We start from the raw sequence: 16,484 nt of genomic DNA, 5'->3' as shown, positions 1-16,484 counted from the left end.
ATCTTTTTTTCTATTAATATACATCCCGCTGATAGCGTTTCTGCTGCTGCAGATTGGCTACGTATTCCTCCGCCTGCTTACGTGTCAGACCTGCTTCTTGTTCAATAATCTCCAGCAATGTTAGATGAACGTCGTGAGCCATGTTTTTCTCAGCGCCGCAAACGTAAAAATAAGCGCCTTCTTCCAGCCATTGGAACAATTCTTTCCCATGTTCGAGCATGCGATGTTGTACGTACACCTTTTCTTCCTGATCTCTTGAAAAAGCAACATCCATCCTCGTCAGGACACCCTGTTTCAGCCATTTTTGCCACTCCGTCTGGTAAAGAAAGTCCGTCGTGAAATGCTGATCGCCGAAGAACAGCCAGGATTTTCCGTGTGCTCCGAGTTCTTCCCGCTCCTGCATAAAGGAACGGAATGGTGCGACGCCAGTTCCTGGACCAACCATGATAATCGGACTATCCGGATTTTGTGGCAGCTTAAAGTTTTCATTATGCTGGATGAAAACTGGAATCGTATCCCCTGCCTGCAGACGCTCGGCCGCAAAGATGGAACATACCCCGTTTCGCTTGCGCCCATTTGCTTTATAGCGCACGGCACCAATCGTGACATGCACTTCATCGGGGTTCGCTGTTAAACTGCTGGCAATGGAATAGAGCCGGGCCGGAATTTTTCGGAGCACGGAAACAAACTCTTGTGCTGAGGTACCCCATGGACCAAAATCGCGGATCAAGTCTAGTAAATCCCGGCCCTTTATATATTCTCTAACTTTTTCCGCCTGACCCGGTGCCAAAAGCCTTTGTAGTTTCTCATTGCTTGAAAGCTTGTTGATCTTTTCCAGCAGCGGTTTGGTTAAAATGGTAATTTCATAGAATGAAAGCAAGGCATTCTCCAATGGGCGGACATCCCCCGGCTTCACTGTCACGGGTTCTTCCGGTTTCCACGGCAGCTCATGGAGAAGCAGATCCACAAGTGCAGGATCATTTTCCGGATAAATGCCCAAGCTGTCGCCCGGTTCAAAGGTTAATCCAGAGCCCTCCAGCGATATTTCCAAGTGGCGGGTTTCCTTGTTGGAACCTCTTCCATTCAGATTGATATTTTCTAAAATTTCCGCTTTAAAAGGATTGGATCTTGAATAGACGGATTCCGCCTGCTGCTGTGAGGCAGCCGGCGATACGCTGGAAGATTGAGTTTGGGACGATTCAATTAAACTTCCCATTACCCCCTGTAGCCATTCAGCCGCTGGTTCATCATAATCAACATCACAATCAAAGCGCGGATACAGCCGGGTTCCCCCCAGTTCTTCTAACCGTTTGTCAAAATCCTTTCCCGTTTGACAGAAAAATTCATAAGAACTGTCGCCAAGTGCCAAAACAGAAAAGTGGAGTTCGTCAAGTTTGGGTGCTCGTTTACTATGGATCAATTCATGGAATGTCAGCGCATTATCCGGCGGATCTCCTTCCCCATGCGTGCTGACAATGATGAGCAGGTTTCGCACTTTTTTAAGTTGATTGAGTTTAAAATCACTCATCACTGATACAGCTGCTTGAAATCCGTTTGCCTCGAGTGCCTTTTCCACATTTTTTGCCAAGCCGCGCGCATTTCCCGACTGTGAACCGTACAAAATCGTGACTTCCTTTGACGCTGCTTGTTTGGCAAGCTGCGGTTGGACTGCTTCCTGTATCGAATTTCCCGGAATGAACGCCGGCTGAATGCCCGCCGCCAAATAACCGCTTAACCACATTTTTTGTGAATCGGTTAATGTTGGCAGCAAACAATTAAGGAGCTCTGCCTGCTCCGAAGAAAACGGACTGTTTAATACTTGCAGTTGCTGCAAAGAAATCCACCTCACATTTGATCTAATTTTTTCCTTCCCTTAAGACGGCTTGGGACACTCTAAAACCAGCAGCCCGTTCCACAACCACATCTTCAATTACTCGATGATGGCACAACGGTTCTGTGACAAGGATTTGTCTCCCTTGTTTTACCCGTTTTTGCACCTCAAGGTTTACCTCTGCACTTAGGAGACCGGGAAATAATAAATAAGGAACAACCATAACGGTGCCGGCAGCTTTTTCCAAAATGGTATCGAGGCCTTCCTGCAGACATGGCTGGGCGGCAGCTAAATAACAAACAGAAACAGCTTTCATTCCAAGCCGCTCTCTAAGGCCTTCACGTATTTTGGAAAAATCAGCCTGAATTCCCGGGTCGCTACTGCCCCTCCCGACCAGCAACAGGCGGTCTGTCGGCCTAACGTTTCCTGCGCTCGTCCGAACCAGCTCGGCCACAGCATCCATAATTCTCCCCTGGATGCCAAAAGGATTCATTACTGCGACGTGAACAAAAGGGTACCTTTCACATAATGATGCCAGGGCGAACGGAATATCTTGTTTAATATGACCTGCTGCCAATAAAAACAGCGGCACAACGGTTATTTCACTCGCACCCTTTTCCACACATCGTCTAAATCCCTCTTCTATCGACGGTTCCGTCAGTTCTAGGAAACTGATTTCCTGAATTGGCGCATCCAACCGCTTGATGACTCTTTCCAAAAAGGCTGTTATTTCCTGAACCCCTGTTTTCGAGCGAGTTCCATGGCCAATATAAAGAATTGCTTTCATTTAAAAAGTCCCTTTCCGTTCTTGACTGCGAAGATTCACTCACTGGAATCACTTTATCTGCCGTTTTTCATACTATATCTGCAATTTTGCGAGGAATATCTGCAGAAGTAGTCTTCAGATCTGCAAATTTAACCATATATCTGCAAAGCTTTATTTTCTTCCTCAAACCAGTTTAATTTTTCATTTAAAGTGACGACCTCGCCGATGACAATCATGCTCGGGTTTGTAATTTTTGCCTCCCGCACCAGCACCTCAATCGTTTCCAACGTTCCAACTACGGTGCGCTGGCCTCGTAATGTTCCCCAGTGAATCAAGGCAATCGGTGTTTGCGGTGCCTTTCCAGATTGGATCAATTTGTTTACAACTGTGGAAAGATGGGTAACCCCCATATAAACACAAATCGTATCAACTGCGTTGGCGAGGTGTGACCACTGGTGTTCCGCCGCTTCATCACCGGCCTGGTGTCCGGTAATAATAGCAAAGCTCTTGCTCAATGTCCGGTGTGTGACTGGTATCCCGGCATAGGCGGAAGCGGCAATTCCTGCGGTAATGCCCGGAACGATTTCAAACGGAACATCGTGCCGAAAGCATTCCTCCGCCTCCTCGCCGCCGCGCCCGAAGACAAAAGGATCTCCCCCTTTGAGCCGGACGACCTGATAACCCTTTTTCGCATACTTTACCAAAAAGCGGCTGATCGTCTCCTGCTTCATCGTATGGTAATGCGGCAGCTTGCCACAGTACACAAGCTGCGCCCCTTCCTTGGCATGCTTCAATAACTCCGGATTGACCAACCTGTCATAAAGGATGACATCGGACTGCTGGATACAGCGCAAGCCTTTTACGGTGATCAAGTCCGGATCCCCCGGACCCGCCCCTACTAAATAAACCTTTCCGGCCATCGCCAGATCTCCTCCTTTTCTATGAAAAAACTAAATAATGTTTTTCCGATAAAGATAGACAAATATTTGTTCCACCGCTTTTTCCACGGACAAAAGGTCGGTATGAATGGTAATTTCCGGCTGTACCGGTGGTTCGTAAGGGGAGTCAATTCCGGTAAAATCCTTAATTTCACCGCGCCGCGCCTTGGCATACAATTGCTTTGGATCACGGCGCTCGCATTCTGCCAGTGGACAATCAACGAAAACCTCGATAAAATCCCCTTCTTCGAACAATGCCCGCACCTGGTCACGGTCAGAGCGGAACGGAGATATGAAGGCAGTTGCTACAATCATACCGCTGTCAACAAACAGCTTTGCGACTTCGCCAATTCTCCTTATATTTTCCGTACGGTCGGCCTCAGAAAAGCCGAGGTCACGATTCAACCCATGGCGGATATTATCGCCATCGAGGACATATTCATTCATTCCCCTGCGGTATAACTCAGCTGAAACAGCGTTGGCCAATGTTGATTTCCCCGAACCGGAAAGGCCGGTAAACCAAAGCACGCAGCTCCCGTGGCCATTTTGCAGCTGCCGATCCTGTTTAGTAACGGCCGCTTTGTGCCAGACAATATTTGTTGCTTTGCCCATTGTTCTTCCCCCTTACACCGTTTGAGTCTGTTTCAAACCTTCAATCAGCACTTCCACGACCTCTTTGCGGCTAAACGTCGGCGGCGGCAGCTCACCTGCACGCAGCATTTCCCTCACCTTGGTTCCGGAAAGGATCACCCGGTTTTCCTTGCCGTGCGGGCACGTCTTGTCCGAGGCCATTCCCTCGCATTTTGTGCAATAAAAACTGTGTTCAAAGAACAATGGCTTGATGCCCAGTTCCTCTATGGAAAATTCATGGAAAATCAATTGGGCGTCATACGATCCATAATAATTGCCAACGCCGGCATGATCGCGGCCGACAATAAAATGGGTGCAGCCATAATTTTTCCGAGCGATGGCGTGAAAAATCGCTTCCCGCGGCCCGGCATAACGCATCGCGGCCGGATGCACCCCAAGCTGGACACGATCGGCAGGATAATAGTTTTCCAGTAACACTTTATAGCTTTTCAGCCGGACATCGGCCGGAATGTCATCGGACTTTGTTTCCCCGACAAGTGGATTGACGAACAAGCCGTCAACCGTTTCCAGCGCCGCCTTTTGAATGTATTCATGGGCCCGGTGGATCGGGTTGCGGGTTTGAAAACCGACGACGGTCCTCCAGCCTTTTTCTGCAAACAATGCCCGCGTTTCCTTCGGTTCGAACCAGACATCGCTAAATACTCCCTTTTCCGGTTTTTTGACGAGCGTGACATCCCCCGCGACGTAAACCGGGCCTCGTTCAAACAGGCGTTTGACTCCCGGGTGGGCCAGTTCCTTCGTTTTATAAACTTGCAGCGCTTCTTTTTCCAAATCCGGTTCATACCATTGTGATACTTTAATGACGCCATATACTTCGTTTTGAAAAATTAATTTGATTTCTTCGCCGATGTTCAAGGCGGCAGCCGTTTCATGGGAAACCGGCAAGGTGACCGGGATCGACCAGATGGTGTCATCGGTAAGCCTCATCCGGTCCACCACCGATTCATAATCGGTTTTTCCGAGAAATCCGGTAAGCGGACTGAACACGCCTACACCAATCAACTCCAAATCACTTAAAGCAATTGCATCAATTTCCAGTTCTTTTTCGATTTTGCTGTAATCAAAGTTCGGATTATACGCGTTAATAAGTTTCCCTCCATGTGGTTTTGGCAAAAAAGACATGATGATCAAACCTTTCTTAAAAAATTATTGAAGTTATCAGCGACTTATCGGCGGATTGGAGGCAGTTATCGGCGATTCGATGCCTTTTATCGGCGAACCGTGCCTTCGCTAGTTTTCAAAAAAGCTCTTCTTTCACATGTTTTGTCCGTTTTATCAAGGACAGCACACCGAAAACGGAAATCAGTACGCCGGTCATCGCCACAACCGGGTAACCATTGTGTTCTATCACCAGTTGAATGAAAAGGTATGACAGCACCATTGATAAAACTGGCGACACGAGCCAGACTGTCAGCAGCTGGATGACGATGTCTTTTTTCAACACGCTTTTACCGTGCTTGGCAAAGCCGATTCCGATAATCGATGATGTGGTGATTTGCGTCAGCGGGACGGGGATGCCAAAAATCGAGGCGATGGTCACGATGCTTGCGCCTGTTCCCGAGATCACACACCCTTCCTCAAGCTTAAGGGCGGTAATTTTTTTACCATTTGTCTCCAGGACGCGCTGCCCCAGCAGCATCACGCCGATGGCCACGAACAGTCCGCCCCAGAAAATACCATTATTTTTGGAGAGAATTCCTGCTCCAACTAATGGTCCGACGGCATTAGCGACATTGTTCATGCCCGCGGAAAATGCTTCAAACAGCCCCATCAGGACAACTAGTAATGTTAGGACTGGTACAGCTTTGGGAATGGAAACCAACCGGCGGACCAATCTGCTTTTTATCAGATAAGAAGCGGCAATCGCAATTAAAAACGCGGTCAATGGTGTCAGCAGCCAGAACAACATAATCCACAGCAGGTTCTCTACATAAACAGACTGGTAAACGATGCCGGCACCAACGACCGCACCGACGGCCACCTCACTCGTTGAGAGCGGGATGCCGAAAATATTGGCCAAAAATAACGCCAATGCCGCAGATGTCAGTACAATCAAGGCGATCGGAACCGTAAATGTGCTTGTTGGGACGATGCCGCTGCCGATTGTCTTGACCACCTCCCCGCCGCCAAACCAGGCGCCAAGGAAAACAGCGAGACTGCAAAGCAATAAAGCGAGACCTTTTTTGACGGCACCGGAGCCATAGGCAATTCCCATTGAAGCCGCTGCACCGCTTCCACCAATATTTGTCGCGAAAAATAATCCAATCATAACAGCGATAATGGAAAGCATTATCATGTCCCCCTTAGCGGCTGTGCAGGCCACACTCCGTTTTACCCATGCCGGCCCAGCGTCCTGCCCGTGAATTTCCATCCTCGAGAACTGGCCGGGTACAAGGAAAACAGCCAATGCTCGGATATTTTTCGTCATGCAGTTGGTTATAAGGGAGATCCCTGTTCCGGATATAGGACCAGACATCGTCCCATGTCCAATGAATTAACGGACAAATCTTGATATTTTTAAATTTTTCATCCTTGTTGATAAATTCTGTATTTGCTCTAGTCGGTGATTGTTCACGGCGCAGACCGGAAATCCATGCTTGTTTCGTTGTCAGTGTTTCCCTTAACGGAATCACCTTGCGAAGTTCACAGCATTTATTCGGGTTCCTTTTCCACAGTGCCGACCCGAATTGCGCCGCCTGTTCCTCAAGCGTTAAGGCGGGATGTTTTCGCTCGATTCTTAACAGCGGAAAGCGGGATTCGATTTTGTCGATGACTTCATATGTTTCAAGGAAATGCAAGCTGGTATCCAGAAACACGACCCGGGCATCAGGTCTTATTTGTTGGATCAAATCAATTAAGACCATTGCCTCTGCCCCGAAACTTGAGGCGTAAACAATTTCGGTTTCTGAATAGGTGCTGTAAGCCCATTGCAAAACGGAAAGCGCTCCTTTTGTTTCATTATCATAAGGAAAAGTACTCGAAATTTGCTGCCAATTGTCATACGTTACGGTCATTGTCATCGCGGTAAACCTCCTTCATTTTGGGATAACTGCCTTCTTCAATAAAAAAAGGCAGTCTCCCACGTTTATTCACATGGAGACCGCCTCTAGTCTGTCTAGTCAGCGATTTTTATTCGATTGAAGACGAACCTTTTCATTTTTTTCAATTTGTACAATCTTTCCATCCTGAACAACCAACGTGATAGACCCAAATTTTAAAGATTCCAGCAATTTCTCTAAATGTGCCAAAAGTTCTTCTTTATTTTCTAATGTCAGTGGATTCGCCCCCTTTTCATGAAACATTTTAATAGGATCGGTTTTTGATAACATTACCCCAGTTTGTGGATTCTCAAATGAGAAGGTATGGGATGAAATTAATCCTACCATACCTATAGGTTTTGTTCAATTATAAAATGAACAATTTTTCAAAAAAATGCAAATTAACTTAGAAAAGCGCAGGCGCCTTGGTCAGCGGCGTATGGCCTCCTCGAAAAAGCTATCGCTTTTCCTTCGTGCGATGCTGATGCTGACGAAGCCTTCCTTGTGGAGCTGGACAATTCTCAAAGTCGAAAATTTCTTTCTTATCCTATAAAGAAAATAGCCAGAAAGACAGTGCTCTACGCTGTCTTTTTCTGGCTACCCTTCCGATAATAGGACGTCCATTCGTTGCAGCATCTCCTTTTGAGCTTGCTGATTGGAGCGAAATTGGTCATCCAATATTTCGTTTAACCATTTATTTTTTTGTTCTGCCGAAACATTTGCCTTTTTAATCTTATTTCTACAGTGTGACAGGAATGCCAAATAGGTTTCCCATGACTCGTCAAACTGCAATTCTAACTCATGTTTCAATTTGCGGGCCAGCTTTGGGCTCGCACCGTTTGTGGTGATGGCAATTTGCAGCTGCCCCCGCTGAACGGCTGCTGGAAAGGTTACATTTCCTTCCTCCGCATTATCGACGACACAAACGAGTTGCTTTCGTGAAAGCACTGAGGCAAATTTTCGATTGGTTTCCCTGTCGCTTGTGGCCAAGATCACAAGAAAGGCTGTTTCAAAGTCGGCAAGATTTGCCTTGCGCTCAATGAGCTGATACCCTTTTTCCGCGGCCAGATCAAGCACTTCATCGCAAAAGCTAGGGGCGATAAACGTGATCTTCGGCATATCGGCCTTCAAAGCCTTTGCCTTGCGGGCGGCCATTTTCCCCCCGCCGGCGATGACCACTTTTTTCCCGGTTAAACTAATAAACAACGGCTGCACACCAACACCACCATTTAATCGACAAACTCTTATAGGTCATTGTCATGTAAATCCTCCTCACCCTTATGTTGAATCCATTTTATCATTTTTCCCCAAAATAGCGCTCTATTTTTGCGGACGGCAAGAAAAAGTTGCTATAATCAACCTAAATCATCAGGTTGCAAGGTGGGTATATGGGAAAAAGATATGAAAATTTAGAGGCAGTTAGGAGCAATAAGTCATTTAAGGATATGCTGCGCTGGAATAAAGAAAGACGCAGGAAAATGAAGGATTTAACCACGCAGATCGAACAATCCCCGGTAAAAAAAGTGGCAGAGCTGCAGCAAAACAGAACCCGGACATCCTATACGTGGATTGGTCATTCCACGTTCCTTATTCAAATGAACGGACTGAATATTTTAACCGACCCGGTATGGGCCAAACGGATGGGTCTTGATAAGCGCTCAACGGAACCGGGAATTGCTCTCGAGGATTTGCCGGAAATGGATGTGGTGGTAATTTCACACGGTCACTACGACCATTTGGATTTTCCGACGCTAAAACGGCTAAAAGGAAATCCGCACTATTTTGTTCCCGCCGGGTTAAAACGGCTATTTACGAGAAAGGGCTATCGACAGGTTACGGAAATGAACTGGTGGGACAGCGTTGACCATAAAGGCGTAACGATTCATTTTGTGCCAGCGCAGCATTGGACGCGGAGAAGTCTTACTGATATGAATACCTCTCATTGGGGCGGGTTTGTTTTTCAAATAGCTGAAAAAACCTATTATTTTGTCGGTGATACCGGTTATTTCTCGGGATTCAATCAAATTGCTGAGCGGTTCGCGATTGATACCGTGTTTATGCCGATTGGAGCGTACGAACCGGAATGGTTTATGGCGCCTGCGCACATCTCGCCGGAGGATAGCGTAAAAGCATTTCTGGAGTTGGGTGCAAAACAATTCGTACCCATGCATTACGGCGCCTACCGGCTGGCGGATGACACTGGACCCGAAGCCTTAGAACGGCTGCTCCATGCGTGGGAGCAGCAGCATCTGCCGCAGGAGCAGTTAAAGGTTCTGCTTATCGGAGAAACCATTTTTGAAGGCGGTGCCTGATACCACCCTAATTTTCCCTGATTACTGGCCATCGGCGCCATTTTGGGTCACTTTGCGAATATGGTTGTTATGAAAAGGATCCTCCCGTGCTGCTTCCCCATTACCTGCACTAACACTTTTTGTGTAGATGACGGTAAATGTTTCCGTTACAATAAGGTCAGGTAAGCGAAAAAAGTGGTGAAACCAATGTTCAAACTATTTTTAATTGAAGACGATTCAACCCTATTTCATGAGATTAAAGAGCGGTTAACCAGCTGGTCCTATGATGTTTACGGGGTCAATGATTTTAGTCAGGTTTTTCAAGAATTTACTGCCATCAAACCTGATTTGGTTATCATTGATATCCAGCTGCCGAAATTTGACGGGTTTCATTGGTGCCGGATGATTCGAACCCATTCCAATGTGCCGATTCTTTTCCTGTCATCGCGTGATCATCCGTCTGACATGGTGATGTCGATGCAGCTTGGCGCCGATGATTTCATTCAAAAGCCCTTTCACTTTGACGTCCTGATTGCGAAAATTCAAGCGATCCTCCGCCGTGTTTATAATTACAATACCGAACAAATTGAGCTTAAAACGTGGTGCGGCGCGGCGGTTGATTATCAAAAAAATACCATCAGCAATGAGATGGGCACCATTGAATTGACCAAGAATGAAATGTTTATTTTAAGACAACTGATTGAACAAAAAAATAAAATTGTCAGCCGTGATGCATTAATCAAAAGCTTATGGGATGATGAGCGGTTTGTCAGCGATAATACGCTTACCGTTAATGTAAACCGCTTGCGAAAGAAACTCGAGGAGCTGCAGCTAGGACGATTCATCGAAACTAAAGTTGGTCAAGGTTATATCGCTGTTGAAGAGGAACAGCCGTTATGATCAAAAAATTTTTGCTTGAGCGAAGAAGCTGGATCGTTTTGTTTATCCTGCTTCAGCTATTAACGATATTTATCAGTTATTTAGATGCCGCGATCCCGTTCACTCCCCTTCTCTATATCGTGTTTTTGGAGTCAATCATTTTTAGCCTATTTTTAGTCTACCGTTACCAGAAGGAAACGAAATTTTTTAAAAGTTTGACAGAGTGGGAGCATGATCTCGATCTCTCGATGATTGCCGAGGCCGGATCTCCGTTTGAAAAAATCATTGAGAACAGTGTCATCCGTCAAACCGAGCGGCTGCGCCAAGAGCTGGCGCAAAATCAACTGGCAGTAGAACAGGAAAAAGATGAGCTGATGTCCTGGATCCATGAAGTGAAAACACCGCTTTCCGCTCTTTCCTTGATGATTAACGATATTGAGGATGAACAGCTGAAGGCAAAATTAAACTTTGAGTGGCTGCGAATTCATCATTTGCTCGACCAGCAGCTGCATCAAAAACGAATTCCCTTTATGGAGAATGATTTATTCATTGATCCAGTCGACTTAAAGACGCTGATTTTTCGAGAAATTAAAGCGTTACAATCTTGGTGCATGCAAAAAGGCATCGGCTTTGAGATCGATTTAGCGGTGACGAAAGTACTTTCGGACGGCAAATGGCTAGCGTTTATTATCAGGCAGTTATTAACGAACGCTGTGAAATATAGTGAAAAAGCAGACATTTACATCAAAAGCTGCGAGCATAATGGCCAAGCGGTTCTGATCATTCAAGATTTTGGCCGCGGCATTGACCCGAAGGATCTGCCGCGAATATTTGCTAAAGGGTTCACTTCCACAACCGTACATCAGGACAATGCCGCCACCGGAATGGGCTTATACTTGGCGAAAAATGCCGCCAAACCGTTATTAATAGATATCCATGTCGATTCAAAACCAGGGGAAGGTTCAACATTCAGCCTGACATTTCCCAAACAAAATGATTTTATACATATTACTGGCATGTGACAAAAATGTCACATGCCTTTATGATTTGTTCGTCCAATCGAAGGCATTCAGGTTGCACCAGCTTTTATAATGAAGCTAGTCAAACAAAATAAGGAGTGTGTCGAAAATGACGATATTAGAAGCGGCAAAAATATATAAATATTATGGCAGTAAATTGAATAAGCAAGAGGTCATAAAAGGACTTGACCTCAGTATTGAAAAAGGAGAATTTGTCAGCATCATGGGAGCATCCGGTTCAGGCAAAACCACCTTACTCAATGTCCTCTCCTCCATCGATAAGGCCAGCCAGGGATCGATCAAGATTGAGGGAAACGAAATTACCCGGATGAAAGAAAAACAGCTGGCCGAATTTCGCAAACGTCACTTGGGGTTTATTTTTCAAGAATATAATCTCTTGGATACGTTAACGGTTAAAGAAAATATTCTTTTGCCCTTGACGGTCTCGAAAACGCCCAAAAAAGAGGCCGAGGAGAAATTCGCTGAAGTGGCTCAAGAATTAGGAATTTATGATGTCAAGGATAAATATCCCAATGAAATTTCCGGCGGACAAAAACAACGGACATCAGCCGCGCGGGCCTTTGTGCATGCACCAAGTATTATTTTTGCCGATGAGCCTACGGGCGCGCTCGATTCCAAATCGGCCTCCGATTTACTGAACAAATTAAGTCAATTAAATCGAAAGCTGCAAGCGACAATTGTGATGGTCACTCATGATCCTGTTGCTGCCAGTTACAGCAGCCGAGTCATTTTTATTAAGGATGGGCAGATCTATACCCAGTTAAATAAAGGGGAAGAGTCTCGCCAAGCATTCTTCAAAGATGTGATGAGAACCCAAGCAGTTTTAGGCGGTGTGCAATATGAGCATTAATAAACTGATTCTACGCAATTTAAAAAAGAATATAAAAAACTATTACCTTTATGTGTTTGCGCTCATCTTTAGTGTGTCGCTATATTTCGCCTTTGTCACTCTGCAATATGACCCTTCGTTTGACGATGTGGAAGGGTCGATCAAAGGGGCGGCGGCGATTCGGACGGGTTCGATTTTGCTAGTGGCGATTGTTTCCATCTTCCTACTCTATGCCAACACAATTTTTATTAAACGGCGCGGTAAGGAAATTGGCTTGTTTCAATTAGTGGGGATGACCAAAAATAAGATTTTCCGGATCCTAAGTGTGGAAAATTTTATTCTCTACTTTGGCTCCTTACTGATCGGAGTCTTCATCGGCTTTTCCGTTTCCAAGTTAATCATCATGGTTCTGTTTAAAGTCACCCATATTGAGGCCATTGCCAAACTGCATTTTTCCGCACAGGCGCTGATTCAAACACTGATTGTCTTTGCGGCGATTTATTTAATGATCATGTTGATGAACTATCTGTTTATCAAAAAGCAAAGCATTTTAGCGTTATTCCGGGTTATTTCTTCGACTGAATCCCGGGTAAAGAAAATGTCCATTTGGGAAATCATCATCGGGGCTCTCGGTTTGATCATGATTGCTTCCGGATACTATGTATCATCTAAATTGTTCAGTGGCGATTTCACGACGATTAATGAGTTGTTTATGGCAATGACCTTTATTCTTGCCTCGGTGATCATCGGCACCTATTTGTTTTATAAAGGCTCGGTCAGCTTTATTTTTAATCTCATTCGGAAAGAGAAAAACGGATATTTGAATATTAACGAAGTTTTATCGCTTTCCTCTATTATGTTCCGGATGAAATCAAATGCCCTGCTTTTAACGATTATTACAACGGTTTCGGCATTGGCCATCGGCTTATTATCACTCAGCTATATCTCCTACTATTCGGCGGATAAAGCTGCTGAAAATAACGTCGCCGGTGATTTTTCCTTCACCAGTGCCAAAGATGCCGCCAAATTCACAAAAGCATTAACGGCCGCTGACATATCGTTTCAGGAAAGAAAAATCGATGTGATTCAGATCGAGGCCAATCTCAAGAACATTTTAGGAAAAAATTTGCAGGAATTAAACTTTGATCCGGCGAAAACGGCGATCCCGGTGATAAGCGAACAGGCGATTAAAAATATCAATGTGGCACCAGAAGAAACCGTCTTTACCGGTTATAGTGACTTGCTACAAAAATTTATGAAATTTGAAGATAGCGGAAAGATGGAATTAAAAGGAAAAACAATGGTATTCCCACTTACCTATCTGGGATTAAGAAAGGAATTTGTCATTGACAGTTTCTTCACCAACGGTGGCATGCCAACTGCCATCGTCGACAAGTCCGTTTTCGAGCAGCTGCGGAAAGATATAGATCCGAAGATTCAAAAGGAATTCTCTTTATTTATTGGAATCGACTTAAAAAATGAGGACCAAATGGAAAAAGCCAATACTATTTTCAAAAAAATAAACTTTAATCGCAACGATTTGGCAGAATCCCGGCTGGAAATCAGCAACAATCAGAAGCAAACGATGGGACTGGTGATGTTTATTGTCGGCTTCTTGGGATTGACGTTCTTAGTTACTTCAGGTTGTATTCTTTATTTTAAACAAATGGGTGAAAGTGAAGAGGAAAAGCCGCATTACACGATCCTCCGCAAACTCGGCTTTACCAGGGCAGATTTGGCAAAAGGGATTCGTGGCAAGCAGCTGTTTAGTTTCGGCATTCCTTTGATCGTTGGGTTATCCCACAGCTATTTTGCCGTTCAATCTGGCTGGTTCTTGTTTGGAACCGAGGTTTGGACCCCGATGATTATCGTGATGGCCATTTATGCAGCTCTGTACTCGATCTTCGGCTTCCTTTCTGTTCAGTATTATAAAAAAGTAATCACAGAAGCACTATGACTTTGCTTATAATAAGGCCCTATTAGCAGAGCTTGAGCCGCTGATCGAGCCTTACTATGTTGAGATCCAGTTTATTCCAGTGTTTGTAAAATCAGAGTCCGTTTTTGAAAAATTAAGCACCAAATTTGTAAAAATGCGGCTTAACTTTGTAAAAAAACCTCATTTAAGGCTGAGTGATTTCCTTTTCACCTGCCTAAATGAGGTTTTTTCAATATTCATCGTAACAACCACTCACGGTTACCCTTGTATGTTAAAGTCAAGGAAATATTGAAGTGATTCGGGATTCTGTAATGATCCGATGTTGACGGCCTTTTCCACCGGGACCCCCATGAGGATTTTCTTAATAGGCACCTCCAGCTTTTTACCATTTAATGTTTTCGGTAGTTCAGCAACTGGAAAAATTCCATTGGGAACATGCCTTGGTGAACAGTTAAGCCGAATGGCTTCATGAATCCGTGCTTTCACCTCATCAGAAAGCTCTGCTCCTTCTTTGACAACGACAAATAACGACATATAGGATTGTTCACTTGAAATAGGAAGATCGACGACTAAGCCATCTAACACTTCCGGAATCCTTTCAAGGGCACTGTAAATTTCACTCGTTCCCATGCGGATGCCGCCGCGGTTAATCGTGGCATCGGATCTGCCGTAAATCACCGCACTGCCCCTGGAGGTAATCTTGATAAAATCGCCATGACGCCATATATCCGGAAAGACATCAAAATAACTCTCCCGGTAGCGTTCGCCATTTTCATCATTCCAGAAATAGATCGGCATTGATGGCATCGGCTCAGTAATAACCAGCTCCCCAATTTCATCGATTATTTCTTCGCCTTGGTCACTAAAGGCTTTCACGGCGGCGCCGAGCGCACGTGCCTGCAATTCCCCGGCATACACCGGGAGCAATGGCGAGCCGCCGACAAAGGCTGTACAAAGATCGGTCCCGCCGCTGGTAGAAAACAGCCAGACATCTTCCTTCACCTGATCATAGACCCACTCAAAACCACTTACTGGGAGCGGCGACCCGGTGGAACCGATGCTTTTCAAATGAGTCAGATTGTATTGCTCCTTTGGCTTCAGCCCTGCTTTCATGCAAGCCGTCAGGAAGCTGGCACTCGTTCCAAACACTGTCATTTTCGTCTCTTCAGCAAACTTCCACAACGTTCCATCATTCGGATAGCCCGGATTTCCATCATATAATAAAATCGTCGAACCCGCCAAGAGACCACTTACAACCACATTCCACATCATCCAGCCTGTCGTTGTATACCAGAAAAAGCGATCTTCCGCCTTTAAATCATTTTGCAGGCTGCCTAATTTTAAATGTTCAAGTAAAATTCCGCCATGACTTTGGACAATCGCTTTTGGCTTACCGGTTGTACCTGATGAATACAAAATCCACAACGGATGATCAAACGGCACTGCGGTAAAGGTAAGCTCTGCCCCGGTGTATTCTCTCAGCAGCTCGTTCCACAATACAACATTGGCTAAACCGCTTACATTCGGCTCTGCCTTCAAATAAGGAATGATTATCGTTTTTTCGAGCATCGGCAATTCTGCTTGAATCTTCTCTAGTAGATCCGTCCGGTCATAATCCTTGCCGCCATAACGGTAGCCATCGACGGCAACCAACACTTTCGGCTCGATTTGTTTAAACCGGTCAATCACGCTCATTATCCCAAATTCCGGGGCGCAACTTGACCAGACTGCGCCAATGCTGGCACAGGCCAAGAAAACGGTAATGGTTTCATGAATGTTGGAAACGTAAGCGGCAACGCGGTCTCCGGGCCCAACACCGATGGATTTTAAATAAGCGGCAACCGCTGCCGTGTTTTGTTTTAGCTCTGCCCAAGACAATTCTCCTTGTGGCCGGAATTCGGTTTGATAGATAATCGCTGCTCTTTCTGGAGTATCATGGCGAAAAATATGTTCTGCATAATTTAATTTGGCCCCTGGAAACCAATGGGCTCCCGGCATTTTTTTATCGGCCAACACCATATCATAAGGAGTTTGGGCCTGAACATCAAAGAAATGCCAAATCGCTGACCAGAAACCTTCAATGTCGGTCACCGACCAGTTCCAAAGTTCATCATACGTCTTAAACGAAACTCCCCTTGTTTCTGCAAGCCAATTTAAAAACCTGTTCATATTCGATTCCTCTTGAAATTGTTGGGAAGGTTTCCACAACAGTTTCCCTGTGATTTTTTCAACCGTCATCCTGTTTTCCCCCATCGTAAATTGTTGATTACATGGTATCAATTACC

At 45.3% G+C, this 16,484-nt stretch carries 15 protein-coding genes; 5 read left to right on the top strand and 10 right to left on the bottom strand.

Going from position 1 to position 16,484, the window contains the following annotated elements:
• Window positions 1–13 precede the first annotated feature (13 nt).
• From JK635_RS12390 to JK635_RS12350, 9 genes are all read right to left on the bottom strand, one after another.
• Window positions 14–1,834 (bottom strand): assimilatory sulfite reductase (NADPH) flavoprotein subunit, encoded by a 1,821-nt coding sequence (locus tag JK635_RS12390; protein ID WP_235888038.1) that lies wholly within the window; start codon window positions 1,832–1,834, stop codon window positions 14–16.
• Between the two features lie 22 nt (window positions 1,835–1,856).
• Window positions 1,857–2,618 carry a sirohydrochlorin chelatase gene (locus tag JK635_RS12385; RefSeq protein WP_202654233.1) on the bottom strand — a complete coding sequence of 254 codons (762 nt, stop codon included), beginning with the start codon at window positions 2,616–2,618 and terminating at the stop codon, window positions 1,857–1,859.
• A 128-nt stretch (window positions 2,619–2,746) separates the two neighbouring features.
• A complete protein-coding gene (gene cobA, locus JK635_RS12380; RefSeq protein ID WP_202654232.1) occupies window positions 2,747–3,517 on the bottom strand; it encodes a uroporphyrinogen-III C-methyltransferase in 771 nt (256 codons plus the stop codon).
• A 30-nt stretch (window positions 3,518–3,547) separates the two neighbouring features.
• Window positions 3,548–4,147 carry an adenylyl-sulfate kinase gene (cysC, locus tag JK635_RS12375; RefSeq protein WP_202654231.1) on the bottom strand — a complete coding sequence of 200 codons (600 nt, stop codon included), beginning with the start codon at window positions 4,145–4,147 and terminating at the stop codon, window positions 3,548–3,550.
• A 12-nt stretch (window positions 4,148–4,159) separates the two neighbouring features.
• Window positions 4,160–5,308 carry a sulfate adenylyltransferase gene (gene sat / locus JK635_RS12370; RefSeq protein ID WP_202654230.1) on the bottom strand — a complete coding sequence of 383 codons (1,149 nt, stop codon included), beginning with the start codon at window positions 5,306–5,308 and terminating at the stop codon, window positions 4,160–4,162.
• Window positions 5,309–5,423: 115 nt separating this feature from the next.
• Complete coding sequence (cysP, locus tag JK635_RS12365; RefSeq protein ID WP_202654229.1) at window positions 5,424–6,476, bottom strand: sulfate permease; 1,053 nt, start codon at window positions 6,474–6,476, stop codon at window positions 5,424–5,426.
• 13 nt (window positions 6,477–6,489) lie between these two features.
• Window positions 6,490–7,206: a phosphoadenylyl-sulfate reductase gene (locus tag JK635_RS12360; RefSeq protein ID WP_202654228.1), complete on the bottom strand. Its 717-nt coding sequence runs from the start codon at window positions 7,204–7,206 to the stop codon at window positions 6,490–6,492.
• Between the two features lie 99 nt (window positions 7,207–7,305).
• Window positions 7,306–7,488, bottom strand: a complete 183-nt coding sequence (locus tag JK635_RS12355; RefSeq protein WP_202654356.1) for a YezD family protein — start codon at window positions 7,486–7,488, stop codon at window positions 7,306–7,308.
• A 333-nt stretch (window positions 7,489–7,821) separates the two neighbouring features.
• On the bottom strand, window positions 7,822–8,439 hold the full coding sequence (locus JK635_RS12350) for a precorrin-2 dehydrogenase/sirohydrochlorin ferrochelatase family protein (RefSeq protein WP_202654227.1): 618 nt from the start codon (window positions 8,437–8,439) through the stop codon (window positions 7,822–7,824).
• A gap of 173 nt (window positions 8,440–8,612) precedes the next feature.
• Between JK635_RS12350 and JK635_RS12345 the strand changes: the two genes are divergently transcribed.
• The 5 genes from JK635_RS12345 to JK635_RS12325 all read left to right on the top strand — a co-directional run bounded on the left by JK635_RS12345 (window position 8,613) and on the right by JK635_RS12325 (window position 14,220).
• Window positions 8,613–9,536, top strand: a complete 924-nt coding sequence (locus tag JK635_RS12345; protein ID WP_202654226.1) for an MBL fold metallo-hydrolase — start codon at window positions 8,613–8,615, stop codon at window positions 9,534–9,536.
• 186 nt (window positions 9,537–9,722) lie between these two features.
• Window positions 9,723–10,415 carry a response regulator transcription factor gene (locus JK635_RS12340; RefSeq protein WP_202654225.1) on the top strand — a complete coding sequence of 231 codons (693 nt, stop codon included), beginning with the start codon at window positions 9,723–9,725 and terminating at the stop codon, window positions 10,413–10,415.
• Window positions 10,412–11,416, top strand: coding sequence for a sensor histidine kinase (locus JK635_RS12335; protein ID WP_202654224.1), 1,005 nt, complete (start codon window positions 10,412–10,414; stop codon window positions 11,414–11,416). The genes JK635_RS12340 and JK635_RS12335 overlap by 4 nt, the downstream gene beginning before the upstream one ends.
• Window positions 11,417–11,522: 106 nt before the next feature.
• The gene (locus JK635_RS12330) at window positions 11,523–12,284 is read left to right on the top strand and encodes an ABC transporter ATP-binding protein (protein WP_202654223.1); all 762 of its coding nucleotides are present in this window, start codon (window positions 11,523–11,525) and stop codon (window positions 12,282–12,284) included.
• Window positions 12,274–14,220: an FtsX-like permease family protein gene (locus tag JK635_RS12325; protein WP_202654222.1), complete on the top strand. Its 1,947-nt coding sequence runs from the start codon at window positions 12,274–12,276 to the stop codon at window positions 14,218–14,220. The genes JK635_RS12330 and JK635_RS12325 overlap by 11 nt, the downstream gene beginning before the upstream one ends.
• A 237-nt stretch (window positions 14,221–14,457) precedes the next feature.
• Here JK635_RS12325 and JK635_RS12320 read toward each other — a convergent pair whose 3' ends face one another.
• Window positions 14,458–16,437, bottom strand: coding sequence for an acetoacetate--CoA ligase (locus tag JK635_RS12320; protein WP_202654221.1), 1,980 nt, complete (start codon window positions 16,435–16,437; stop codon window positions 14,458–14,460).
• Between the last annotated feature and the right edge of the window lie 47 nt (window positions 16,438–16,484).

This window comes from Neobacillus paridis (genome assembly GCF_016765675.1).
Classification (GTDB): domain Bacteria; phylum Bacillota; class Bacilli; order Bacillales; family Cytobacillaceae; genus Neobacillus; species Neobacillus paridis.
Note: the sequence above shows the minus strand (reverse complement) of the source record. Positions and strands in the feature narration are given on the sequence as shown.

Excerpts from the sequence above, each read along its gene's own strand:
- JK635_RS12385 (WP_202654233.1), bottom strand. The coding sequence starts at position 2,618 with ATGAAAGCAATTCTTTATATTGGCCATGGAACTCGCTCGAAAACAGGG.
- cobA (WP_202654232.1), bottom strand. The coding sequence starts at position 3,517 with ATGGCCGGAAAGGTTTATTTAGTAGGGGCGGGTCCGGGGGATCCGGAC.
- cysC (WP_202654231.1), bottom strand. The coding sequence starts at position 4,147 with ATGGGCAAAGCAACAAATATTGTCTGGCACAAAGCGGCCGTTACTAAA.
- sat (WP_202654230.1), bottom strand. The coding sequence starts at position 5,308 with ATGTCTTTTTTGCCAAAACCACATGGAGGGAAACTTATTAACGCGTAT.
- cysP (WP_202654229.1), bottom strand. The coding sequence starts at position 6,476 with ATGCTTTCCATTATCGCTGTTATGATTGGATTATTTTTCGCGACAAAT.
- JK635_RS12360 (WP_202654228.1), bottom strand. The coding sequence starts at position 7,206 with ATGACAATGACCGTAACGTATGACAATTGGCAGCAAATTTCGAGTACT.
- JK635_RS12355 (WP_202654356.1), bottom strand. The coding sequence starts at position 7,488 with ATGTTTCATGAAAAGGGGGCGAATCCACTGACATTAGAAAATAAAGAA.
- JK635_RS12345 (WP_202654226.1), top strand. The coding sequence starts at position 8,613 with ATGGGAAAAAGATATGAAAATTTAGAGGCAGTTAGGAGCAATAAGTCA.
- JK635_RS12340 (WP_202654225.1), top strand. The coding sequence starts at position 9,723 with ATGTTCAAACTATTTTTAATTGAAGACGATTCAACCCTATTTCATGAG.
- JK635_RS12335 (WP_202654224.1), top strand. The coding sequence starts at position 10,412 with ATGATCAAAAAATTTTTGCTTGAGCGAAGAAGCTGGATCGTTTTGTTT.
- JK635_RS12330 (WP_202654223.1), top strand. The coding sequence starts at position 11,523 with ATGACGATATTAGAAGCGGCAAAAATATATAAATATTATGGCAGTAAA.
- JK635_RS12325 (WP_202654222.1), top strand. The coding sequence starts at position 12,274 with ATGAGCATTAATAAACTGATTCTACGCAATTTAAAAAAGAATATAAAA.
- JK635_RS12320 (WP_202654221.1), bottom strand. The coding sequence starts at position 16,437 with ATGACGGTTGAAAAAATCACAGGGAAACTGTTGTGGAAACCTTCCCAA.